The sequence below is a fragment of the Actinomadura pelletieri DSM 43383 genome, assembly GCF_003634705.1.
Classification (GTDB): Bacteria; Actinomycetota; Actinomycetes; order Streptosporangiales; family Streptosporangiaceae; genus Spirillospora; species Spirillospora pelletieri.
The window spans coordinates 314832-336046 of record NZ_RBWU01000001.1; the positions used below are offsets into that span (position 1 = coordinate 314832).

At 70.1% G+C, this 21215-nt stretch carries 24 protein-coding genes; 2 read left to right on the forward strand and 22 right to left on the reverse strand.

Translation table 11 applies throughout. The annotated features are described in order from the left end of the window. Positions 1-67 precede the first annotated feature (67 nt). The 13 genes from BZB76_RS01345 to BZB76_RS01405 form a co-directional block, all read right to left on the reverse strand. On the reverse strand, positions 68-541 hold the full coding sequence (locus BZB76_RS01345) for a flavin reductase family protein (protein WP_121432461.1): 474 nt from the start codon (positions 539-541) through the stop codon (positions 68-70). Positions 542-550: 9 nt separating this feature from the next. Beyond that, positions 551-1759 carry an LLM class flavin-dependent oxidoreductase gene (locus tag BZB76_RS01350; protein WP_121432462.1) on the reverse strand — a complete coding sequence of 403 codons (1209 nt, stop codon included), beginning with the start codon at positions 1757-1759 and terminating at the stop codon, positions 551-553. A gap of 7 nt (positions 1760-1766) precedes the next feature. Continuing rightward, on the reverse strand, positions 1767-2759 hold the full coding sequence (locus BZB76_RS01355; protein WP_121432463.1) for an ABC transporter substrate-binding protein: 993 nt from the start codon (positions 2757-2759) through the stop codon (positions 1767-1769). Then, the gene (locus BZB76_RS01360; protein WP_121432464.1) at positions 2756-3535 is read right to left on the reverse strand and encodes an ABC transporter ATP-binding protein; all 780 of its coding nucleotides are present in this window, start codon (positions 3533-3535) and stop codon (positions 2756-2758) included. Before BZB76_RS01360 ends, BZB76_RS01355 begins: the two co-directional genes overlap by 4 nt. After that, positions 3508-4272: an ABC transporter permease gene (locus tag BZB76_RS01365; RefSeq protein WP_420534756.1), complete on the reverse strand. Its 765-nt coding sequence runs from the start codon at positions 4270-4272 to the stop codon at positions 3508-3510. Before BZB76_RS01365 ends, BZB76_RS01360 begins: the two co-directional genes overlap by 28 nt. Before the next feature lie 174 nt (positions 4273-4446). Further along, entirely contained in the window at positions 4447-4974 is a 528-nt protein-coding gene (locus tag BZB76_RS01370) for an NADPH-dependent FMN reductase (protein WP_121432466.1), read from the reverse strand. A 35-nt stretch (positions 4975-5009) separates the two neighbouring features. Continuing rightward, on the reverse strand, positions 5010-5915 hold the full coding sequence (locus BZB76_RS01375) for an ABC transporter substrate-binding protein (protein ID WP_121432467.1): 906 nt from the start codon (positions 5913-5915) through the stop codon (positions 5010-5012). Further along, positions 5912-7096, reverse strand: a complete 1185-nt coding sequence (locus tag BZB76_RS01380) for an LLM class flavin-dependent oxidoreductase (RefSeq protein WP_121432468.1) — start codon at positions 7094-7096, stop codon at positions 5912-5914. Before BZB76_RS01380 ends, BZB76_RS01375 begins: the two co-directional genes overlap by 4 nt. Continuing rightward, on the reverse strand, positions 7086-8051 hold the full coding sequence (locus BZB76_RS01385; protein WP_121432469.1) for an LLM class flavin-dependent oxidoreductase: 966 nt from the start codon (positions 8049-8051) through the stop codon (positions 7086-7088). The genes BZB76_RS01380 and BZB76_RS01385 overlap by 11 nt, the downstream gene beginning before the upstream one ends. Continuing rightward, positions 8048-9076 (reverse strand): ABC transporter substrate-binding protein, encoded by a 1029-nt coding sequence (locus BZB76_RS01390; RefSeq protein ID WP_121432470.1) that lies wholly within the window; start codon positions 9074-9076, stop codon positions 8048-8050. The genes BZB76_RS01385 and BZB76_RS01390 overlap by 4 nt, the downstream gene beginning before the upstream one ends. Beyond that, a complete protein-coding gene (locus tag BZB76_RS01395) occupies positions 9073-9846 on the reverse strand; it encodes an ABC transporter ATP-binding protein (RefSeq protein ID WP_121433374.1) in 774 nt (257 codons plus the stop codon). The genes BZB76_RS01390 and BZB76_RS01395 overlap by 4 nt, the downstream gene beginning before the upstream one ends. Then, positions 9843-10706 carry an ABC transporter permease gene (locus tag BZB76_RS01400; protein ID WP_121432471.1) on the reverse strand — a complete coding sequence of 288 codons (864 nt, stop codon included), beginning with the start codon at positions 10704-10706 and terminating at the stop codon, positions 9843-9845. Before BZB76_RS01400 ends, BZB76_RS01395 begins: the two co-directional genes overlap by 4 nt. Beyond that, positions 10703-11749: an ABC transporter substrate-binding protein gene (locus BZB76_RS01405; RefSeq protein ID WP_121432472.1), complete on the reverse strand. Its 1047-nt coding sequence runs from the start codon at positions 11747-11749 to the stop codon at positions 10703-10705. Before BZB76_RS01405 ends, BZB76_RS01400 begins: the two co-directional genes overlap by 4 nt. Positions 11750-12220: 471 nt before the next feature. Here BZB76_RS01405 and BZB76_RS01410 point away from each other — a divergent pair, with 471 nt between their 5' ends. Further along, complete coding sequence (locus tag BZB76_RS01410; RefSeq protein WP_121432473.1) at positions 12221-13048, forward strand: hypothetical protein; 828 nt, start codon at positions 12221-12223, stop codon at positions 13046-13048. Between the two features lie 546 nt (positions 13049-13594). Here the strand turns inward: BZB76_RS01410 and BZB76_RS01415 are convergent. The 8 genes from BZB76_RS01415 to BZB76_RS01450 all read right to left on the reverse strand — a co-directional run bounded on the left by BZB76_RS01415 (position 13595) and on the right by BZB76_RS01450 (position 18769). Then, on the reverse strand, positions 13595-13855 hold the full coding sequence (locus tag BZB76_RS01415; RefSeq protein ID WP_121433375.1) for a MerR family transcriptional regulator: 261 nt from the start codon (positions 13853-13855) through the stop codon (positions 13595-13597). Between the two features lie 721 nt (positions 13856-14576). Beyond that, on the reverse strand, positions 14577-14984 hold the full coding sequence (locus BZB76_RS01420; RefSeq protein ID WP_121432474.1) for an STAS domain-containing protein: 408 nt from the start codon (positions 14982-14984) through the stop codon (positions 14577-14579). A gap of 52 nt (positions 14985-15036) precedes the next feature. Then, complete coding sequence (locus BZB76_RS01425) at positions 15037-15384, reverse strand: MerR family transcriptional regulator (protein WP_121432475.1); 348 nt, start codon at positions 15382-15384, stop codon at positions 15037-15039. A 177-nt stretch (positions 15385-15561) separates the two neighbouring features. After that, positions 15562-16059: an Hsp20/alpha crystallin family protein gene (locus BZB76_RS01430; RefSeq protein ID WP_246006696.1), complete on the reverse strand. Its 498-nt coding sequence runs from the start codon at positions 16057-16059 to the stop codon at positions 15562-15564. A 518-nt stretch (positions 16060-16577) separates the two neighbouring features. Further along, positions 16578-16754: a 2-oxo acid dehydrogenase subunit E2 gene (locus tag BZB76_RS36600; protein WP_121432476.1), complete on the reverse strand. Its 177-nt coding sequence runs from the start codon at positions 16752-16754 to the stop codon at positions 16578-16580. Continuing rightward, on the reverse strand, positions 16751-17761 hold the full coding sequence (locus BZB76_RS01440) for an NADP-dependent oxidoreductase (protein ID WP_121432477.1): 1011 nt from the start codon (positions 17759-17761) through the stop codon (positions 16751-16753). The genes BZB76_RS36600 and BZB76_RS01440 overlap by 4 nt, the downstream gene beginning before the upstream one ends. 22 nt (positions 17762-17783) lie before the next feature. Next, a complete protein-coding gene (locus BZB76_RS01445; RefSeq protein WP_170180466.1) occupies positions 17784-18353 on the reverse strand; it encodes a TetR/AcrR family transcriptional regulator in 570 nt (189 codons plus the stop codon). Positions 18354-18409: 56 nt separating this feature from the next. After that, positions 18410-18769 (reverse strand): NAD(P)-binding domain-containing protein, encoded by a 360-nt coding sequence (locus tag BZB76_RS01450; protein WP_121432479.1) that lies wholly within the window; start codon positions 18767-18769, stop codon positions 18410-18412. A 473-nt stretch (positions 18770-19242) separates the two neighbouring features. Between BZB76_RS01450 and BZB76_RS01455 the strand changes: the two genes are divergently transcribed. After that, positions 19243-20637, forward strand: a complete 1395-nt coding sequence (locus tag BZB76_RS01455) for an alanine/glycine:cation symporter family protein (protein ID WP_121432480.1) — start codon at positions 19243-19245, stop codon at positions 20635-20637. 59 nt (positions 20638-20696) lie between these two features. Here the strand turns inward: BZB76_RS01455 and BZB76_RS01460 are convergent, their stop codons facing one another. After that, positions 20697-21197 carry a pyridoxamine 5'-phosphate oxidase family protein gene (locus BZB76_RS01460; RefSeq protein WP_121432481.1) on the reverse strand — a complete coding sequence of 167 codons (501 nt, stop codon included), beginning with the start codon at positions 21195-21197 and terminating at the stop codon, positions 20697-20699. Positions 21198-21215 lie beyond the last annotated feature (18 nt).

Genomic DNA, 21215 nt, shown 5'->3' on the forward strand with positions numbered 1-21215 from the left:
CGGAACCTGAACACGGAAAGGGCGTCCCGCCCCGCGAGGAGGGACGCCCTTTCCGCGGCAGGCGCCGTCAGCGCAGCTTGTGGAAGCGGCTGGCGTGGAACACGAGCGGAGGGGTTCCGTAGGCGGCGTCCAGGTCGTGGACGCGCAGCACCACGATGTCGTGGTCGCCGGAGCGGAACTGCTGCTCGACGGTGCAGTCGTACCAGGCGGCGGCGTCCTCGATGAGCACGCAGCCGTTCGCCGTGGAACGCCACGGGACACCGGCGAAACGGTCGCCGCCGCGGGCGCCGAGCCGCCGTCCCGCCTCCTCCTGGTGGGCGCCGAGCACGCTGATCCCGATATGCGGGAGGTCGCGCAGCAGCGGCCAGGTCGTGGACGTGTGCGCCATGCAGACCGACACCAGTGGCGGATCCAGTGAGACCGGGACGAACGAGCTGGCGGCCAGGCCGACCGGCCGTCCGCCGACGAGGCCCGCCACCGCCGCCACCCCGGTGGGGTAGGCGCCGTAGACGCGGCGCAGGTCGAGTTCCGCCATGGTCATGTCGACACCTCACTCATGTGTGACCACCTGGAAGCGGTGGTGCGCGGCCCGGGACGCCCAGTTGGGGCGCCGGCGCGCGGCGGCGGCGGCCTCCCGCCGGCGCAGCTCGGGCAGGACGCCCTCGCCGAACCAGAACGCCTCTTCGATATGCGGATAGCCGGAGAGGATGAACTCCTCGATGCCCAGGGCGGCGTACTCCTCGACCAGGTCGGCGACCTCGCTGTGGCTGCCGACCAGAGCGGTGCCCGCGCCGCCGCGGACCAGCCCGACGCCCGCCCACAGGTTGGGGTAGATCTCCAGCTCGCGCGGGTCCGTTCCGCCGTCGGCGCGGTACCGCTCGTGCAGGGAGCGCATCCGCTGCTGGCCGACGGATTCGCTCGCGGCCATGGCCTGCTGCGCCTGGGCGACGGAGTCGGGGTCGACGCTGTCCAGCAACCGTCCGGCCTCGCTCCAGGCCTGCTCGGACGTGTCGCGGGTGACGACGTGCAGCCGGATGCCGAAGCGGACGGTACGTCCCTGCGCGCGGGCCAGTTCGCGGATGCGGTCGAGCTTGGCGGCGACCTGCTCCGGAGGCTCTCCCCAGGTGAGGTAGACGTCGCTGTGCCGGGCCGCGACGGGTGCCGCGGCGTCGGACGACCCGCCGAAGTAGATTTCCGGAACGGGTTCGGGCGGCGTCCGGACGGTCGCCCCCTCCACCTGGTAGTGCGCGCCGGTGTAGTCGAACGGTTCGGCTTCCCAGGCGCCCCGCACGACGGAGAGGAACTCGTCGGTGCGCGCGTACCGCTCGTCGTGGCCGAGGTGGTCGCCGAAGCGGCGCTGCTCGGCGGCCTCACCGCCGGTGACGACGTTGAGCGCGAGCCGTCCACCGGAGATCCGTTGGTAGGTCGCGGCCATCTGGGCGGCGAGCGTGGGCGAGATCAGGCCGGGCCGGAACGCGACCAGGAACTTCAGCCGGCTGGTCTCGCGGATGAGCGCCGCGGTGACCAGCCAGGCGTCCTCGCACCAGGTGCCGGTGGGGGTGAGGACGGCCTCGAAGCCGAGGTGCTCGGCGGTGCGGGCCACCTGGGCGAGGTAGTCGATGTCGGGGGCGCGGAACTGGTCGGCCGTTCCCGCCCTCCCGTCGGGCACCCCGACGCCCTTGGGGACGCTGTGCCCTCCGCCGACCACGGTACGCCCGTCGCCGGTGGTGGGCAGGAACCAGTGAAATCGCAGGCTCATCGCATCGTCACTTTCTCTGCTGGGCGACCACGGCGAGGTCGTTGAACCGCCGGTCGAAGAAGTCGGCGATCGTCACCTTGGCGGGGATCACCTTGACGTCGTAGAAGGAGTCGGCGATCCGCTGCTCGGAGGCGATCACCGTGTCGTCGATGGGGATGATGGCGGACAGGCGGCGCTGGACGGCGCGTTCGGCGACCGGGCCGGGCAGCCGGGTCTGCTTCGCCCAGATCGCGGCCCACTGCGCGGAGTTGGCGTTGGACCACTGCACCGCCCGCTGATAGCGGGATAGGAAGTCCTTGAGCGCGGCGGCCCGGCGTTCGTTCTTGAGGGTCGTCTTGGACGTGACCTGGAATCCGTAGCCGTTGGTGTAACCGGTGCCGTCGACCAGGACGCGGGCGCCGTTGTTCAGCTCGGCCTGGGCGGTGTACGGCTCCCAGGTCGCCCAGGCGTCGACGCGGCCACCGGTGAGCGCGGTGAGGGCGTCGGACGGCTGGAGGTACTGCGGCTCGATGTCGTCGAACGACAGTCCGTTCTTGGTGAGCACCGACAGCAGGTGGTAGTGCGCCGAACTGCCCTTGGCGACGGCGACCTTCTTGCCCTTCAGTTCGGCCGGGGCGCGCAGCGTGGAGCCCCTGGGCACCACGATGCCCTGCCCGGTCACGCGTGACTCGGTGGCGCCCACGATGACGATCCGGGCCTTGGCGGCGGCCGCGAACACCGGCGGCGTGTTGCCGACCGACCCGAAGTCGACCGATCCGGCGTTGATGCCTTCGAGGATCGGGGGCCCGGACGTGAACAGCGACCACTTGATCTTGTAGGAGAGGCCGTCCAGCTCTCCGGCCGCGGTGAGCATCTGCTGGATGCTGGCGCCCTTCTGGTCACCGACGCGCAGGACGACCTCCCCGCCGCCCCCGGACCCGTCGCCGTCGGACGAGCAGGCGCCGACCACCACCGTGAGCAGCGCGGTCAGCAGAATCGCGGCGCCATGGCGTCTGGTCATGTCGTTCCTTCGAGGGTCACGCCCAGCCGGGCGAGCAGGGCGGAGCGGAGTTCGATGAGTTCCCGGTCCTCACGGGCACGGGGTCGCGGCAGCCCGACCGTGGACTGGTGCGCGATCCGGCCGCCGTCCAGGACCAGGACGCGGTCGGCGAGCAGCAGCGCCTCGTCCACGTCGTGCGTGACCAGGAGCACGCCGGGACGGTGCCGGGCCCACAGATCGAGCACGAGCCGGTGCACGTTGATGCGCGTCAACGCGTCGAGGGCGCTGAACGGTTCGTCGAGCAGCAACAGGTCGGGGTTGCGGACGAGAGCGCGGGCGAGGGAGACACGCTGGGCCTCGCCGCCGGAGAGGGTGAGCGGCCACCGGTCGCGCCGCTCGGTCAGCTCGACCTCCGCCAGCGCCCGTTCGGCGGCGGCGACCGGGTCGGGGTCCCGCAGCCCGAGCGTGACGTTGTCCAGCACCCGTTTCCACGGCACGAGGCGCGGTTCCTGGAACGCCACCGACACGGTGCCGTCGACGTGCAGACCGCCGCTGCTGTCGCGATCAAGCCCGGCGAGCAGGCGCAGCAGCGTGGACTTGCCCGAGCCGCTGCGGCCGAGCAGCGCGACGAACTCACCGCGCTCGATGTCCAGGTCGACGCCGTCGAGGACGGTACGAGCCCCGAACTTCTTGGTCAGCCCCCGCGTCCGGACGACCGGGCCGGCGTCCGCGGACTCGGCGGGAGCCGTGGGCTGGGAAACGGTGTCGGTCACGTCGCCACCAGTCCGCGTCGCCATGACAGCGCCCTCCTCTCCAGCAGCCGCACCAGCGCGTCGGTGGTGAGCCCGAGGACCGCGTAGACGAGCAGGCCGAGGACGACGATGTCGATGCGCAGGAACTCGCGAGCGTCGTTGATCATGAAGCCGAGGCCCTTGCTCGCGTTGACCTGCTCGGCCACGATCAGCGCCAGCCAGGCGACGCCCAGGCTCTGCCGCAGTCCGACCAGCGTCTGCGGCAGGGCGCCGGGCAGCACGATGTGCCGGATCAGCGCGGCCCGGCCGAGCCGCAGGACCTGCCCGACCTCCGCCAGTCTGGCGTCCACGCCCCGGATGCCGGAGTAGGTGTTGAGGTAGATCGGGAAGAGCACGCCGAAGGCCACCAGGATGACCTTGGGGATCTCCCCGATGCCGAACCAGAGGATGAACAGCGGGATCAGGCCGAACAGCGGCAGTGCCCGCAACATCTGCATGGGCGGGTCGACGATGCCCTCACCCGTCCGGCTGAGACCGGCGACCAGCGCCAGCGCGAGCCCGGCGACGGCCCCGGCCAGGAAGCCGATCACCGCACGTTGCAGGGAGACCGTGACGGCGTCGATGAGCGTCCCGTCGGCGGTCAGCGTCACCGCGGTGCCGGCGACCGTCGCGGGAGACGGCAACAGCCGCTCGGGCAGGACGCCCGTGCTGCTCGTGATCTGCCACAGCGCCAGCAGCACCAGCGGGCTGATTAAGCGCAGCGAGAGACGCGGCCGTGGCAACGCGGAGAGTCTGGGGAGTCCGGGGCGCGCCCGGGGGGCCGGGCGCGCGAGATCGATGGGCGATGCGGACATGGACGAAACGTCCCTTCGTAGGAATGGTGCGGTGCCCGGACCGGGGTCCCCCTTGAGCGGTGCGGGGCACCGGTCAAGGGGGACGCCCCCGCCCGGACGCCGTCAGACCGCGGCGGTCCGGTCGGTGAGCAGCGGCACGAACTGGGGTGCGATCCGATCGACCCAACCGCGCAGAACCTCACCCGCCTCCTCGATCCGGCCGTCCAGCAGCGCTGCCCCGGGCGTGGGGACGAACGCGCCCAGTTCGACCAGCAACGGACGCAGATGCACCTCCACGGCGAGCGCGTGCCGGGCGTCCCCCATCACCATCAGCGGCAGGGCGATGGTCGAGGCCAGCGCCCCGCCGGGCAGCCGGTCCAGGAAGATCTTCAGCAGCCCGGTGTAGGTGCCCTTGTAGGTCGGGGTCGCGACGACCAGCACATCGGCGCCGAGGACCGTCTCCACGGCCACCTCCACCACGGCGGAGGCCGACGGCGAGCCCAATTCCACGGCCAGCGCCGACAGGTCGAGGGTCTCGTGGTCGACGGCGCCGAGGCGCCTGCCGACCGTGTCGGCGGCCTGGATCGCGACGGCGCGGGTGCGCGAGTTCGGCCGGGGATTGCCGACCAACGTGACGATTCGCGTGGACATCGGGCTTTTCCTTTCGGTCAGGCGGGCGGCGTCGGCTAGGCGCGGGTGACCAGGTCGGCCAGGTCCGGCAGGACGGCGTCCGCGACCGTGATCTCCCGGTCGAGCAGGCCGTTGGCGTGCAGCAGGTCGGCGGCGCGCTGCTGCTCGGCGACGAACTCCTCGCTGACCGGCAGCAGCCCGAACGGGCGACCGCGCAGGGCGTTCTCCCACGCGTCGAGGTCACCGCCGTCGTCGGCGGCGAACAGGGCGGCCGCCTCGCGCGGGTTGGCGCGGATCCAGGCGTCCGACTCCTGGAGCGCCCCGACGATGGACGCCAGGACGTCGCGGTGCTCGACGGCGAAGTCGCGCCGCGTGAACCACAGCGAACGGTGGCTGAACAGCCCGTCGGTCTCGATCAGCGTCACCGGTTCCGTCACGCTCTCGACCGCGGTCAGCGCCGGATAGCTGCCCGTCCAGGCGTCGACCTTGCCGTCCAGGAGCAGCTGCGCGCCCTCGTTTCCGGCGTCGACCGGCTCGATGTCGTTCCAGCTCAGCCCCGCCTGGTCGAGCGCCAGCAGCAGGAGGGTGGTCTGCCAGGAGCCGTGGCCGAGGGCGACGCGCTTCCCGGACAGGTCGGCCGGGGTGGTGATACCGGAGTCGGGCAGGGCGACCAGCCGCCCGTTGTCCACCCGCGGCCCGGAGATCGCCACATAGACGATGTCGTGCCCGCGGCCCTGCGCGGTGATCGGCGGTGTGGAGCCGGTGCCGATGAAGTCGTAGCCGCCGTCGAACAGGTGGTCGCCGTGCAGCGACGGCAGGCCCTGCGTGGGCTCGGGACGGTCACCCGCCGGAAGCGAGCGCAGGTCGACCCACTCCACGTCCGGCAGCGATCGCTCCAGGATGCCCCGGTGCCGCAGCACCCAGAGGGAGTTGTTGTGGGGGAAGTAGCCGACGCGGGTCATCGAGTGAGTCCTTTCGCTTCAAGAGTGGGGAGGGACGTGTCGGGCGCGGTGTCCGGCCAGCGGCCGCGCAGGAGGGGAAGGACGTGCTCGCCGACGCGGCGCGCCTCCTCCAGGTGTGGCACCCCGGCGAGGATGAACGCGTCCACGCCGAGCGCGATCAGTTCGTCGAGCCGGGCGGCGACCTGCGCGTAGCTGCCGACCAGCCCGAACGCGGGACCGCCGCGCAGCAGATGGAAACCGCCCCACACGTTGGGGCTCGCCTCCAGCTCGCGGGGCGCGCGCACCGGCCAGTCGATGAACTGCGAACTGCGCAGCCAGCCGACCGAGTCGCCGGTGGACTCGGGGCCCCGCAACTGCTCGGGGTCGACATGCCGCCAGCCGCGGCGGATCTCCGCCCACGCCTCCTCCTCGGTCTCGCGGGCCAGCACGTCGATGCGCACCGCGAACCTGGGCGAGCGGCCGATGGCGGCGCTGTGCTCGCGGACCTGGTCGAACTTCGCGGCCAGCGCCGGGAACGGCTCCAGCCACGACAGGTAGTAGTCGGCGTGCCGTCCGGCGGCCTGGATCGCGGCCTGGGACGACCCCGAGAAGAAGACCTCGGGGAACGGCTGCCCGGCGAGACGATCGGGAAGCCCCGCGCCCTCGACCTGGTAGAAGCGGCCCTTGTGGGTGACCGGGCCGCCGTACCAGACGGCCTTGAGGACGTCGAGGAACTCCGACGTCCGGGCGTACCGGTCGTCATGGCCGACCTTGTCGCCCCACCACAGCTGGGCGGGACCGCCACCACCGGAGATGATGTTGTAGACGACGCGTCCGCCGGTGGCGCGTTGCAGGCTCGCCGACATCCGCGCCGCCTGCACCGGGTGCAGGAAACCCGGCTGGAACGCGATCATGAACCGGTAGGTGGTGGTCTCGCGCGCCAGGCTCGCCGCCGCCGCCCAGGGGTCGTCGGTGAAGGGGAACGAGGGCAGCAGCCCGCCGACGAACCCCGACAGCTCGGTGGAGCGCGCGACGTCGGCCATGTGGTCCAGGTGCGTGTACCCGTCCGGGCGCCCGCGGCGCAGCCCCGGGGTGATGCTGCCCGGCTCGACCGGCGACCAGTCGCCGCGCGTCACCAGGCGGCGGCGCAGGGACGACTGGTCGCCGTGCGTCCCGATGCGCCAGTAGATGTCAATCGACATGGGCGTGCTCCCGAAGGAAGAGGGGCAGCAGCAGCTCCCCGAGTCGGTAGATCTCCTCGACGTGCGGCGCGGGCTCCAGGACGAACGTGCTCACGCCCCGGTCGGCATAGCCCTGCAACTCCGCCGCGACCTGGTCGAACGACCCGACGAGGGCGTGGTCGGGGACGTCCCGGACGCCGCGCGCCTCGTCCTCGTCCTCGCGCGCCACCACGGTCAGCCGCAGCCCGGAGGCGACGGTCCGGCCGCGTTCGGCGGCGCGTTCGGCCAGGTCGGCGGTGAGCGAGTCGAGGTCGTCGGTCACGTCGAAGATGTGCACGTCGGCGTGCTTCGCGGACAGGTTCAGCGCGTCGTCCGAGACCCCGGACAGGTGGACGGTCGGGAACCGCCGTTCGGCCAGCGGACCCTGGAAGCCGCCGGCGAAAACCTGGAAGAACCTGCCCTCGTAGGTGTAGTCCTCGTGGTCCCACACGCCCTTGGCGATGGTGAGGAACTCGTCGGCGCGGGCGTAGCGGTCCGGGCCCTCCAGGAAGTCGCCGTGTGCCCGCGCCACCGCCGTGGGGAGGTCGACGACCGGCCACCAGCCGAAGCGGTCACCGGTGAACCGTTGCAGCGACGCCGACAGCTTCGCCGCGTACACCGGGGTGCCGAGGGCGGGGTGGAACCCGGCCACGCCGTGGATCCAGCGGCTGTCGCGCAGCAGCCCCGCGACCACGACCAGCGACTCCTCCGCGTCGGACGTGAAGGGGGCGACGATCCCGTCGAATCCGGTGACCTCGGCGGCGCGTCCCACCTCGGCGATCGCGTCGAACGCTCCGTACCGGCCCTCGCGGGTGTCGGTGACGAAGTCCGGCAGCGGAGCCGGGGACAGGTCCGGCCCGATCGTCGGCAGCGTGAGCAGGAACCTGGGCGTCCTCGTGGGGAGGGACGATCCTTCAGAACGGCCGGGGGATGTCATGCTGCCTTCCTCTCGGTCAGCTCGCGCAGCGGCTCGGGCGCCGCCCACGACTCGATGTCGACGTCGGCGGCCAGGAAGCCGTGGAGCAGCAGGAAGTCCTTCTGCTTCACGAGCAGGTCGAGGCGTTCCCGGGAGAGTTCCGGACGCAGCGTGCGGTGGAACCCGTCGCGGTAGGCGGTGCGCACACCGGACGCGCCCGACCGGGTCTCCCCGGAGAGGATCTTCCGCACGCCCTCCAGGTCGGCGGCGGCCCAGTCCGCCGCCTGCAACGTGGCGGTGAGGAACGCGGTCACCAGCTCGGGGTGCTCGTCCAGGAGCCGCTCGTGCACGGTGATCGGCCGCGGCGTGCCGTTGTTGACGCGCGTGGACGGGTCGGGATGGGCGTCCAGGTCGACGCCGACGACGAGCCCCAGGTCGGCGGCCTGTTCGGCGGCGCGTGCGCCCTTGACGTAGACGGCGTCCACCTGTCCGTCGACGAGTTCGTCCAGGCCGGGCCAGTTGATGCCTCCGCCGCGCGTGTCACGTCCCACCGAGGGCGACAGGTCCGCGTCGACCTCGACGAACGTGACATCGTCCAGCGTGAGGCCGCCCTGGGTGAGGGCGCCCTTGGCGCCGTGCAGCGCCATCGCACGCGGGAAGCTCTGCGCCTTGGTCCGGGCCCAGCGGGGCAGCGCCACGCGGGCGCCGCGCAGGTCCTGCGGCCCTTCGATGCCCGAGTCGGGACGGACGAGGATCGACTGCCACTCCTCGATCCACGTCAACCCGATCAGCCGGGTCGGCCCGCCCTCGCTGCGGGCGGCCAGCGCGGGAACGTTGCCGCCCTCGCGGAACAGGCCCGGCAGTTCGTGATCGAAATGGTGGCGGGCCAGCTCGGGCTCGGCGTCCTGCAGGACGCCCACCTCCAGCCCGAAGGGCGCGAACGCCTCGGCCAGCCCGCCACGCCGGTGGGCGAGCCCGCTGGCGGTCGGCACCGGGCAGCGGGTGAACCAGATCTTGTCGACACCACTGTGCTGCGAGCTGCTCATGCGATCACTCCTCGGTCGGACGCCAGGTCGGCTTTCTCGGGGGTCGTCGTGTCGGAGGGCGTGGAGACGCCCAGTCGGGTCAGCAGCTCACGGCGGTGTTCCAGCACCGCAGGGTCGGTCACGGCCGATGTCGCGTCGCGCGGACGAGGAAGATCGATGGCACGATCCACCGCGAAGGCTCCGCCGTCGAGCACCGCGACCCGGTCGGCCAGGCGCACCGCCTCGTCCACGTCGTGGGTGACGAGGACGACCGCGGGACGGTGCCGGGCGCACAGCTCGGCGACCAGGTCCTGGGCCTGCAGGCGGGTCAGGGCGTCGAGGGCGGCGAACGGCTCGTCCAGCAGCAGCACCTGCGGGTCGCGGACCAGCGCCCGCGCCAGCGCCACCCGCTGCGCCTCCCCGCCCGACAAGGTGGCGGGCCAGGCTCTCTCGCGTCCGCCCAGACCGACCTCGGCGAGGGCACGGCTGCCCTTCTCCCGGGCCGACCGCGGCAGTCCGAGCGTGACGTTGGCCAGCACGCGCCGGGCCACCACCAGCCGGGGCTCCTGGTAGACCGTGGTGACACGCGGCGCGGTCAGCACCGTCCCCGAGTCGGGCCGTTCCAGGCCGGCCAGCAGCCGCAGCAGCGTGGTCTTGCCGGTGCCGCTCGGGCCGAGCAGCGCGAAGAACTCGCCACGCCTGACCTCCAGGTCGATCCCGTCCAGGACCTTCTTGCCGCCGAACGCCTTGTGCAGCCCCCGCACCCGCACGGCGACCTCGTTCCGGCTCATCGGGCCGTCACCTGCCCACGCCACGGCGTGGCGAGCCGTTCCAGACCCCGGATCGCGAGGTCGATGAGCAGCCCGAGCAGCGCGTAGATCAGGATGCACAGCACCATGTAGTCGTTGCGGTAGTACTGCTGCGCGAGCGTCACCAGGTAGCCGATGCCCTCGGTCGCGCCGAGCTGCTCGGCGGCGATCAGGCCGGTCAGCGACACCGACAGGCTGATCCGCAGCGCCATCAGCACGCTGGGCAGCGCGGTCGGAAGCACCACCGCCACCGCCAGCCGCGGGCCGCGCAGCCCGAACCCGCGGGCGGCCTCCACCACCTTGCGGTCGACGCTGCGGACACCGAGATAGACATAGGCGTACATGGGCGCGGACGCGGCGACCGCGATGAGCGCGATCTTGAACGTCTCGCCGACGCCGAACCAGGAGATGAACAGCGGCACCAGCGCCAGGAACGGCACCGCCCGCTTCATCTGCAGGGTCAGGTCGATCAGTTCCTCGCCCAGCGTGGACAGTCCGGCGGCGGCGCCGAGCACCAGGCCCGCACCGCAACCGACCAGGACGCCGAGGGCCGCGCGCCGCGCCGAGGCGAGCACATAGTCGGTGAGCTGCCCGGTGGAGGCCAGCTCGCCCAGGGCCGACAGCACCGCGCCCGGCCCGGTCAGGACGTCCGGTGGGATCCGGCCGCTGCTCGCGCCCCACCACCAGGCGACCAGCAGCGCCAGCGGCACCGACAGCCGCAGGGCCAGCGAGACCGCCGGTCGTCTTCGCCGCCGTCCCAGCCACGGCGGCGGGCGCAGCTCGTCAACGGTCGTCTCCGCCGGACGGCGCCCCACGACCTCGGACGTGATCTCGGCGGTCATCGGGACCCCAGCTTGAACAGCACGTCCTCGGGCTTGATCGCGTTCGGCAGCACGCCCTCCGCCTGGAACAGACCGGCGACCGCGGTGACATGCCGCCCGTCGGCGTCGGTGACGGGACGCGGCACGTTCTGGTAGCGGGCCTTGGCGAGCTCGACGTCCAGCCGCGCACCGGACAGGGCGGTCGGCCCCTTGTCGAGGAACACGTTCTGGAACTTGCGCGGGTCGCGCTTCTCCTGCTCGGTCAGCTCGCGGATCACGTCCAGGAAGACCTGGACGGCCCGCGGGTTCGCCTCGAGCACCTCGGTACGGGCGGCGAAGATGGTGAGGTCCTGGTCGGGCAGGTCACGACCGTGCACCAGGACCCGCGCCCCCTTGGCGACGACCTCGGGATAGGCGTGGACGATCGCCCACCAGGCGTCGACCTTGCCGGTCGCGAACGCCGACGCGCCCTGCGCCGGATTCAGATGGACGCGCCGAACCTGCGAGGCCGGAATGCCGGCCTGCTTGAGCGCGAGCAGCAGCAAGTACTCGCCGCGTCCGGCCTTGTTGACCGCGACGCGCTTGCCGACCAGGTCGCGCACCGACCTGATGGGGCTGTCGGGCTTGACCACCAGGCCGTCCTCATACGGCGCGGCCTTGTCGGTGACCCGGTCGGCGGCGGCGAAGATGCGCAGGTCGCGCCCGTTGGCCAGGTAACCCACGGCCGGGGAGATCGCGCCCTCCAGGACGTTCACCGACCTGGACCGCACCGCGTCGATCGTCGCAGTGAACGAGGCGTACGAGCCGCCCCACTGCACGGACGCGCCGACGGTCTTGAGCCGCTCTTCCAGGATCTTCTCGCGCTTGGCATAGGCGAGCACCCCGGCGTTGCCCGGGTCGCTCAGCTTGATCACCGTGCCGGACCCGGAGCCGCCGCTCCCGGCCGTGGCCGACCCGCCGCAGGCGGCGGTCAGGCTCACCAGCAGGGCGAGGACGGCGCAGACCAGCGGGGATCGACGGCGTGGGGATTTCGCCCGGGAGGCATACGGAACAGAACTCGACATGGCTGAACTAGGCCCTTCAGGAAAACGAGCGAGAAGACCACGCCGCATCGGGACACGCGACGGCCGGCTCTCGCGGAGGAGAACTCGGGGGAAGGAGGGGGGGAAAGAGAGGGCAGATCCGGATCAGCGACAGAGAGTGCTGTCCAGCCGCATGTGGTCCACCACACGCCGGACGGTCAGTGCGTGCGCCATATTCATATAATTATGGTAGGAAAAGTCGGTGTCAAGCCCGTATTGCGCAGGTCAGACCACCGCCGAACCGGCACAACGGCACCCCGCCTCGCCGACACCAGAGCCCGCAAACCCTTACCGGCAAAGGGATTCCGTGATCCTCCGGAGATAAATGATCTTCGCGCGAGGTTGACCTTGACGTAGCGTCAACGTTTGTAATGAGGTCATGGTCACGCTGGACATGCTCGTCACGCACACCGCCCCTGACCGGCCGGTACTCGTCCGCCCCGGGAACCGGCCGTGGTGAGGTTCACGCGGGCCGCGATGTACATCGCGGTGCCCGCCAACCTGATCCTGCTGGTCCTGGCCGCGTCGGATGTGTCGTTGCCGCGCCCGCTGATCCTCGCAGGTCGGACGGCCGTCGTGACCGTACTGCTCCTGGAGGTCGTCGCGGGGGCTCGCCTCGTCCTCGCCGCGCGCCGGGCCGGGGCCGACTGGCGGACGGCGTTCCTGAGCGTCAAGAACCTCTTGCCGGAGAAGGCGCGCAGAATCCTGTCCTTCGACACGAAGGGCCTGGTCAGCCTGGGCCTGCTGGTGGCACGGCGGCGGAACGGGGTGCCGCCGGGCGCGGTCGCCGTTCCCTACTCGGGCGGGCAACAGTCCCTTCAGCTGGCGTTCCTGTTCGCGATGGCAGCGGAAACCGCCGGCGCGGAACTGCTGCTACGGGGCCTGGGCGCCCCCGACGGGCTGCGCATCCTGATCCTGGTGGTGGACGTGTACTCGCTGCTAATCGTCCTGGCGATCGTCGCGGCCTGCGTCACCCGCCCGCACGTGCTTTCGGACGACGAACTCCGCCTCCGCTACGGCGCCTTCTTCGATCTGCGCATTCCACGCGACCGGATCTCCTCGGTACGGCCCGTCCGCAACTTCAACGAGAACGGCAAGATCACGGTGGTGGACGATCGCCTGTCGTTGGCCGTGGCATCGCAGACGAACGTGGTCGTCGAACTGGCCGAGCCGATCGTCGCCGTCCGTCCCCTGGGCGAGCGAGCCCTGGTACGCACCATCCGCTTCTACGCCGACGACCCAGCCCCCGTGATCGCCTCCTTCACCGACGTCCCCGTCTGACAGACACCTCCCAGCGTCCCGCGAAGCCCCTCGACACACACCTAGTACCGGCCCCGAACTGGCCTCAACCCCACACAAACGCGTAACCCGCCCGATGCAGCAACACCGAAGGCCAGCAAACCCCGCAGCAAAACACGTTCCCCCAGGCCCAGCCACACAGCAAGCCGCCAGGTAAGCGCAGCAGGCCGAGCCTGAAACAACGGCCTCAGCCGCACGCGAACACGTGACCCGCCCGATGCAGCGAAGCCAAAGGCAAACGAAACCAGGCAGACCGCGAAGCAAAACACGTTCCCCCAGGCCCGACCACGCAGCGAGCCGCCAGGCGAGCGCAGTGGGCCAGACCTGCAGTAAAAACAGCCTCAGCCCGCACACGAACGCGTTACCTGCCCGGTGCAGCGACGCCGAAGGCGAGCGCAACCGGGCAGATCGCGAAGCGATGCCGCGTTCGCCCCAGGAACGGTCACGCAGCGAGCCGCCAGGCGAGCAAAGTGGGCCGTGCCTGCAATCAACACAGCCGCAAGGCGAGGTGGGCCGTGCCTGCAGTCATCACGTGTCGCTGCGGCGTTGGAGTTCGGCGTTGAGGCGCTGCGCTTCGGCGAGCTGGTCTTCCAGGATGATGATGCGGCAGGCGGCGTCCAGCGCGGTGCCCTCGTTGACCAGGTCGCGGGCGCGTTGGGCCAGGTGAAGCTGGTAGCGGGAGTAGCGGCGGTGGCCGCCGGCCGAGCGTTGCGGGACGAACAGTTTGGCGGCGTCCAGGCTGCGCAGGAAGGCGGGGGTTACGCCGAGGATGTCGGCGGCCCGGCCCATGCTGTAGGCGGGGTAGTCCTCGTCGTCCAGCTTGTCGTCGAGCGGGTTGTCCGGGGTGTCGCGGCGTGTGGCGTCGAGGGTGACTCCGGCGTCCGCGAGGGTGTCCTGCTCCGGACCGGAGGGTGTGGTCCGGGGGTCTTGGTGTTCGGTGTGGCTACCGGTCTGAGCCGGTGGGGTTGGGTTCACAAAACCTTCCGTACTGCGCTGTGCCCACGTCATGGCGGGGCCTGTTCAGGGCCCGCTCGTGGTGTTGGTCTTCCGTTCGAACACGCCGGTGGCCCCGGCGCCAAGAGGCGGCGCCGGGGCCGAGAGGTACAACACCGTATGCCTGACATCTGGTCGGCTGTCGTGCGCACCGACCGTGTGGCCGAGACATGGGGATCGCGGATGCGTGACCGCGGTTCACGTTCGTTCTGTGTGGCCGCGGTACCCGCGTGGCGTGACTGGAGCCTACTGCGGGCGATCCCGATGGTGCCGAGATCCTCCTTCCGTGTTCTTCTACCTGTCTTCTTCCTGCACTTACCTTCGTACCTCCGGTGGCCCCTCGACCACCGGGCGCGCGACCGACCGCCGGGGTCACATGCCTTGCGTCGACTCCGGCGCTTCCACATCGCGCCATCCATCTGTCCGGGCAGTTCGTCCTCTGCCGCGTCTCATGGACTTCTTTCCCTTCGATGGCAGTAAGCCTACCCCATCGTCCCGCGAATATCTACCCCGACCACTACAGATTTTCCTGGGTCGGCGGAGGTGACTTTCCCTGCCCGGTGTCGGGCTCCTCGGCGCGGGTGACCTGGTGGGCGTGGACGGCCACATCGGCCGTCGCGTAGATGGGGAAGACCCGGGTGAGCTGCGTGCTCCGCAGGACGTTCCGGACGCGGTGGCTGACACTGGAGAGGCTGATCGAGCCGTGCTGGGCCTGCAGGTGGTCGTGGATCGCGACCAGGACACCGAGCCCGCCCGAGTCGATCAGTGGGACGGCGTGCAGGTCCAGGATCAGGTGGCGGGCCCCGGACGCGACCAGGCCGGTCAGGTCCTCGCGCAGATGGGCGCTGGTCGCCACGTCGATCTCGCCGGTCAGGACCGCCACTGCCAGGTCCCGATGACGACGATGGGTGATGGTCAAGGGCATGCGCTGCTCCCTCCCTGCCCCCGCATGGCCGTTCCGGACTTCGGTCGTGCGCTCAGGATGAGACGGTCGCGGCTCCGGTGCCGGCGTCCGCTCCGCCCAACTCGGTCAGCCGCCGGGCGAGCTCGTCGCGTTCGCGGGTCACCCGGGCCAATTCTTGCTGGAGCTCGAAGATGCGGCGAATGGCGGGCAGGGTCATGCCTTCGCCCACCATCCCGACGACCTGCTGGATGCGGCCGATCTCGTATCGGGAGTAGCGGCGCTGCCCGCCCGCCGAGCGTCGCGGGGACACGACCTGGTGGTCGTCGATTCGCCGGAGGAACGCCTGCTGCACATGCAGCATGTCGGCGACCTGTCCCACGGTGAACAGGGCCGCGTGTTCGTCGTCCATGGGCAGCGTCATCGCCCCTCCCTTCTTCGTGATCCCGCGGAGATGACCCGGTACCGGAAGGCGGGCGGCCCCGCCCGGCGAGACGGCGGCGTGACCCTCGATGCCGCTCGCCGAGGCGGGGCCGCGAACCGGCTCGTCACCACATGCACCGGCGGATCGTCGAAGCGCCGCGAGCCGGAGTTCCGCACATCAGCCCCTGATGGCCTTCCGGCCGTCGCCGCCCTGCCGGACGGCGACCTTACGGGGCCGGGCCTTCTCCAGGACCGGGATCCGGACGGCCAGCACGCCGTTGTCGTAGGCCGCCTCGATCTTGTCGGCGTCCAGGTGGTCGGACAGGTAGACGCGGCGGGCGAAGGAGCCCATCGGCCGTTCGTGGACGAACAGGCGCTCGTCCTCGTCGAACTGCTCCTCGCGCCGCGCGGTCACCGACAGGACGCCGCGGTCGACGGTGACCTCGATCGAGCCGGGGTCGATGCCGGGCAGGTCGAACCGGAGGACGACGTCGTCGGCGCGGCGGATGCCGTCCATCGGCATGCTCGTGCCGTTGACGTGTCCGGTGACCTGACGGACGGCCCGGTCGAACTGGCGCTCGAACTCCTGCACGAAGGGGTCGATCGACGTCAGCAGCATCGTTGCTTCACCTCCGAAGATCCCCGGGTTCTCCACGCCCGGGACGTTTGCCTTCATCAAGAGGAAACCTACAACTCGAAGTATAGATTCCTGCCCCACGTGCTTGTCAAACCTCCTGCTACCCCTCTCGTAGTTACCTCCAACTTCACTTGATTAGTTCATGCTCCATGGGGTATAGGAAGCAGTGAGATCGGTCGTTGACCTGGTGACGCTGACATAGGTTCCGGGGGAGTGATCGATATATACGGCTTGGCGCCGGCGCGGGCGGACCGCAAGTTCGCAGAGCTGATCTGCGCCGACGACCAGTGGCTGTGCGACAGGTTCGACGCCCTGGTCGCGGCCATCGGCGGTGAACCGTCCGCCAGGCCCGGACCGCCCGCTCCCCCGCCTCCCCCACCGACCGGGCGACCGCGAGCACCTCCGCCGGGAGACACGCCGCACATCACCTGTCCGTGTCGGCGAGGAACCACGCGCATACGTCTCGTTGTAGCTCAGCTGCACCCCTGGGTCGGCGGCTACTTACGGCCGCCGACCCCGGCAAGTCGTCCCCGCGCGCCGTGCCCTGAGCGCGGGGTTCAGACCAGGAGCCGCAGTGGACTCTCGATCACGCTGACCAGCGTCGCCATCCCTCGGGCCGCCAAGGCGCCGTCGATGACGCGATGGTCGGCGGACGGCACGAGGCTCAGCGCGTCCAGTGGAATCGAGCGTGAAGGACGGTTGACCGCCGACCGTCGCCGCAGCAGAGAGGTCAGATCCGGACCAGCATCTTGCCGGTGTTACGCCCCTCGAACAGCCCCAGGAACGCTTCCGGAGCCCGGTCGATGCCCTCGACGACCGTCTCCTCGGTCACCACGCGTCCCTCGGCCAGCCACCTGGCCATCTCGTCACGGAACCTGCCGTACAGGTCCTGATGGTCGGTGATGATGAACCCGCGCAGGGTCAGCCGACGGCTGACGAGCCGGCCGAGGTTGCGGGGCCCCGGCGCCTCGTCCTCGGAGTTGTAGCCGGAGATCGACCCGCACAGCGCCGCCCGGCCGAAATCGTTCATCACCTCCACCGCCGCCTCCAGCAGAGGCCCCCCGACGTTGTCGAAGTAGACGTCGATCCCGCCCGGCGCCAGCTCCGCGAGACGGCGTGGCAGGTCGGGCTCGTGATAGTCGAATCCCGCGTCGAACCCGAACCGTTCGGTCAGGGCGGTCACCTTCTCCGGTGACCCGGCCGAGCCGATCACCCGCGCCGCGCCCTTGAGCTTGGCGATCTGCCCGGCGACGCTGCCCACCGCTCCGGCGGCTCCGGAGACGAACACGACGTCCCCGTCCCGCAGATCGGCGATGTGCGTCATGCCGACGTACGCGGTGAAACCGGTGATGCCCAGGGGGCCGAGGTAGGCCGAAGTGGGCAGGTCGGGCAGCTCGTCGACCCTGCTGAACAGCTTGCCCTCTCCCTGGGCGACATCGCGCCAGCCCAGGAAGTGCGTCACCAGATCGCCGACCCTCAGGTCGGCCGCCCGCGACTCGACCACCCGCCCCACGGCGTCGCCGGTCATCGTCCGGCCCAGTTCGAACGGCGGAATGTAGGACGCGGCGTCCCGCATCCGGCCACGCATGTACGGGTCGACCGAGACGAAGTCGTTCACGACCCGCGCCTCGCCGTGCCGGAGGGCCGGCAGTTCCTCGGTCACGATCTCGAAGTCCTCGGCGACGGGAAGCCCGTCCGGGCGCCGGACGAGGCGCACCTGTGTGCTGATGCCGTCGGTCACATGACCACCTTTCAGGTCAGGCTCACATCGAGTCGGGCACCAGTGCCTCGACCATGGTGATGGCGCGCTCGGTGTCGGCCCGCAGCCTGTCGTTGTCCTGGTGCGCGTTCCATTGCAGGTTCATGCCGTCGAGGACGGCGATGATCATTCGGCTGAGTTCGTTGATGATCGACTCGTCCTCGCCCTCGCGCATCGAGGCGCGCAGGACGGCGTCGTAGCGGTCCACCGACAGCGAGTAGACATCGGCCGCCAGCAGCGACTTCTCCCCGGGCTGCCGCATCGTCCACTGGAGGAGGTCGAACTGCGCCCGCGCGTAGTCCTCGTTCGCCATGATGAAGTCGACGCCGCGGGTGAGCAGGCGGACGGCCGCCGCGCGAAGCCCCTCCTTGGGCGCGTCCTCGGCGACGCCCGCGGCCTCCGCGACCAGGTTCGCCTGGCGTTCGAAGACGGCCCAGAACAGTTCGTGCTTGGTGTGAAAGCAGTAGTGCAGCGTGGCGAGCGGGGCGCCGGCCTCCTCCGCGATGCGACGTGTGGTCGCCCCCGCGACGCCGTGCTCCGCTATCACCTTGAGCGTCGCGTTCAGAAAGTCCACGCGTCGACGCTCAGCCGGCACGCGAGCCATGAACGCCTCCTAGTCGATCGACCAAGTCAGTTGTCTAGATAACGCTTCGATCGTAGCCTCCCCAGGGTGTAAAAGCTCGAGGCTTCAAGCTCGTCCGCCTCTTGAGGTTGCCCGGTGGTGAGATTGACCAGGTCGACACCCTGAAGTGAGGCGACCGGCTCCAGCCGCTCCGCCAGTGCGGCGTAGTCGGACAGCATCGAGATCGTGACCGGGCTGACGGCCAGCGCCTCCTCGAACCCCTCCGCCACCGTGGCCCCGCCCTCCCGTAGGGGCCTGGTCTTGGTGGACGTCCGATTCCAGACCGTGACGGTACGGCCTCGCTCCATCAGCACCCGGACGATCGCGGCCCCCATGAAACCCGCACCCAGGACGGTCACATCGGTCATCTTGCTCCTCCGGGAACGTCACCGGCCACTGACATGAACAAGCGACTTGTTCATATGACCAAATCGAGGACCGGCGCCGCCGATGTCAAGGAACAGGCACCCCCACCTTCACCCAACGGCCCAGGTGAACCCGTGTTTCCGATGCCGCGACGCGCGCCGCCGGCCGACCCGAGGCGCCCCCGCCTGAGCAGTCGTAGAACGCAACGCCGACGCCGCGCCGCATGGCGCCCCTTTGCCCGCCACCATGACGCCACGTTTAGACTCGCATGGCGCCCTTTAATTTCGGCTCGACGGCAACGGATCGCATTTCGATTACCAGGTGATCTCAGTCCCGTTCCGCTACGGAAACATTGCCGTCCCAGGAAGCGGCGGACGAGTGAACCGCAGCCAGTTTGCCACGGTGGGGTTCCCAAACAGCGCGCCCTCGCCTACCTTTCGGTGAGCAATCGTGCCCGCTCCCGATCGGTGGTGTGATGGACTCCGTCAACGACTTCCTGAGCGATGCCAGCAGCTTCATCTGGGGCCCATGGCTGCTGATCCCGCTGCTTCTGCTCACCGGCCTTTACCTGACGGTCTTGTTGCGCGGACTCCAGGTGCGCCATTTCCGGCTCGCGTTCTGGCTCGCGTTCGTGCGGCGCTCGGACAACGACGCCGCCGAGGGTGACATCTCGCACTACCAGGCGCTCGCCACGGCCCTCGCCGCCACCGTCGGCGTCGGCAACATCGCCGGTGTCGCGACCGCGATCGCGCTCGGCGGCCCCGGCGCCGTCTTCTGGATGTGGTTCACCGGCATGGTCGGCATGGCCACCAAATACAGCGAGGCGTTCCTCGGGGTGCGCTTTCGCCGTCCCGACAGCGCCGGTGAACAGGGCGGCGGCCCGATGCATTACCTGAGGAACGGCATCAAGGGGCCGCTCGGCGTCTTCCTCGGCGGGTTCTTCGCGGTGGCGGGCGCCATCGCGGCGTTCGGCATCGGCAATGGCGTGCAGGCCAACACCGTCGCCGCCAACGTCGAAGAGGAGTGGGGCCTCGACCCCTACATCACCGGCGCGATCGTCACCGTGCTCGCCGCCGCCGTCATCCTCGGCGGCATCAAGAACATCGGCCGCGTCACCAGCGCCTTCGTCCCCGTCATGATCGTCTTCTATATCGTCGGCGCGGCGGCCGTGCTGGCCTTCAACATCGACGAGGTGCCGTCCGCGATCGGCCTGATCTTCTCCGACGCCTTCTCCGGCACCTCCGCGACCGGCGGCTTCGTCGGCGCCGGAGTCGCCGCCGCCATCCGGTACGGCGTCGCCCGCGGGATCTTCTCCAACGAGTCCGGGCTCGGCACCGGTGGCATCGCCGCCGCCGCGGCCAAGACCGACCACCCCGTCCGGCAGGCGCTGGTGTCGATGACGCAGACGTTCATCGACACCCTGGTCGTGGTCAGCTTCACCGCCCTCACCATCGTCGTCACCGGCGTGTGGAAGGACGCCGGCGAGGAGGACGCCGCCCAGTTCACCGCCCGCGCCTTCGACGAGGGACTCCCCGGCGACTGGGCCAGCGTCATCGTCACGCTGAGCGTCATCTTCTTCGCCTTCTCCACGATCCTCGGCTGGTCCTACTACGGCGACCGCTGCGTGGAGTTCCTGTTCGGCCGCCGGGCCGTGCTGCCCTACCGCCTGCTGTTCATCGTGGTCGTCTACGTCGGCTCCGTCACCACCCTCACCACGGTGTGGACCTTCTCCGACATCATGAACGGGCTCATGGCACTGCCCAACCTGATCGGCCTGCTGATCCTGTCTCCGCTCGTCTACCGGGAGACGCGGGCCTACTTCCGCGACCGTCCCTCGAAGGACGAGACCGCCGAAGTCTCGACGAAGTAAGAGAACCCGCGATGCCGTCGCCCGTCGTCCCGGGCGGCGGCATCGCCATGTCGCCCTCCTCAGGCGCCCTGGCGCTCGGCCCGCCGCTGGATCAGCTCCTCGACCGCGCTCGGCAACGTCGTCTCGAAGTCGATCAGCTTCGCCCACGTCGGCGTCACAACGATCCTGACCATGCCGTCGTGGTACAGCGAACGCACCTCCGCCTCCCACTCGACCCGTTGCTCGGGACTCATCTCATAAGTACTGGTCGACTGGAGATACTCGTCCGGGATGCCATCGACGTAGTCCAGTTCGGCCCGCCCCCGGATCAACAGGATCTTGGGCGGGTGCACCTCGGTGTCGATCGTCAGGGCGACCATCGGGTTCTCCTGCAACGCCCGCAGCTTCGGAGCGTTCTTCGGAGTGCACATGACGATCTCCGAACCGTTCCAGGCGAAGATGATCGGAACGTTGCGCGGAGTGCCGTCCCTGGCGACATAGGCCAGCCGGGTCATGTCACGGGCCAGCAGCTCCTGACTGATCGGCCGGTTCAGCACCTCGGTGATCTCGTCCGGTCGCACGGTTCCCTCCCGTTGTCG

Coding starts and splice junctions, on each gene's coding strand:
- BZB76_RS01350 (WP_121432462.1), bottom strand. CDS start 1,759: ATGAGCCTGCGATTTCACTGGTTCCTGCCCACCACCGGCGACGGGCGT.
- BZB76_RS01355 (WP_121432463.1), bottom strand. CDS start 2,759: ATGACCAGACGCCATGGCGCCGCGATTCTGCTGACCGCGCTGCTCACG.
- BZB76_RS01385 (WP_121432469.1), bottom strand. CDS start 8,051: ATGACATCCCCCGGCCGTTCTGAAGGATCGTCCCTCCCCACGAGGACG.
- BZB76_RS01450 (WP_121432479.1), bottom strand. CDS start 18,769: ATGACCGATGTGACCGTCCTGGGTGCGGGTTTCATGGGGGCCGCGATC.
- BZB76_RS01360 (WP_121432464.1), bottom strand. CDS start 3,535: ATGGCGACGCGGACTGGTGGCGACGTGACCGACACCGTTTCCCAGCCC.
- BZB76_RS01455 (WP_121432480.1), top strand. CDS start 19,243: ATGGACTCCGTCAACGACTTCCTGAGCGATGCCAGCAGCTTCATCTGG.
- BZB76_RS01395 (WP_121433374.1), bottom strand. CDS start 9,846: ATGAGCCGGAACGAGGTCGCCGTGCGGGTGCGGGGGCTGCACAAGGCG.
- BZB76_RS01420 (WP_121432474.1), bottom strand. CDS start 14,984: ATGCCCTTGACCATCACCCATCGTCGTCATCGGGACCTGGCAGTGGCG.
- BZB76_RS01375 (WP_121432467.1), bottom strand. CDS start 5,915: ATGACCCGCGTCGGCTACTTCCCCCACAACAACTCCCTCTGGGTGCTG.
- BZB76_RS01400 (WP_121432471.1), bottom strand. CDS start 10,706: ATGACCGCCGAGATCACGTCCGAGGTCGTGGGGCGCCGTCCGGCGGAG.
- BZB76_RS01405 (WP_121432472.1), bottom strand. CDS start 11,749: ATGTCGAGTTCTGTTCCGTATGCCTCCCGGGCGAAATCCCCACGCCGT.
- BZB76_RS01370 (WP_121432466.1), bottom strand. CDS start 4,974: ATGTCCACGCGAATCGTCACGTTGGTCGGCAATCCCCGGCCGAACTCG.
- BZB76_RS01430 (WP_246006696.1), bottom strand. CDS start 16,059: ATGAAGGCAAACGTCCCGGGCGTGGAGAACCCGGGGATCTTCGGAGGT.
- BZB76_RS01380 (WP_121432468.1), bottom strand. CDS start 7,096: ATGTCGATTGACATCTACTGGCGCATCGGGACGCACGGCGACCAGTCG.
- BZB76_RS01390 (WP_121432470.1), bottom strand. CDS start 9,076: ATGAGCAGCTCGCAGCACAGTGGTGTCGACAAGATCTGGTTCACCCGC.
- BZB76_RS01425 (WP_121432475.1), bottom strand. CDS start 15,384: ATGACGCTGCCCATGGACGACGAACACGCGGCCCTGTTCACCGTGGGA.
- BZB76_RS01415 (WP_121433375.1), bottom strand. CDS start 13,855: ATGGGCCGGGCCGCCGACATCCTCGGCGTAACCCCCGCCTTCCTGCGC.
- BZB76_RS01345 (WP_121432461.1), bottom strand. CDS start 541: ATGACCATGGCGGAACTCGACCTGCGCCGCGTCTACGGCGCCTACCCC.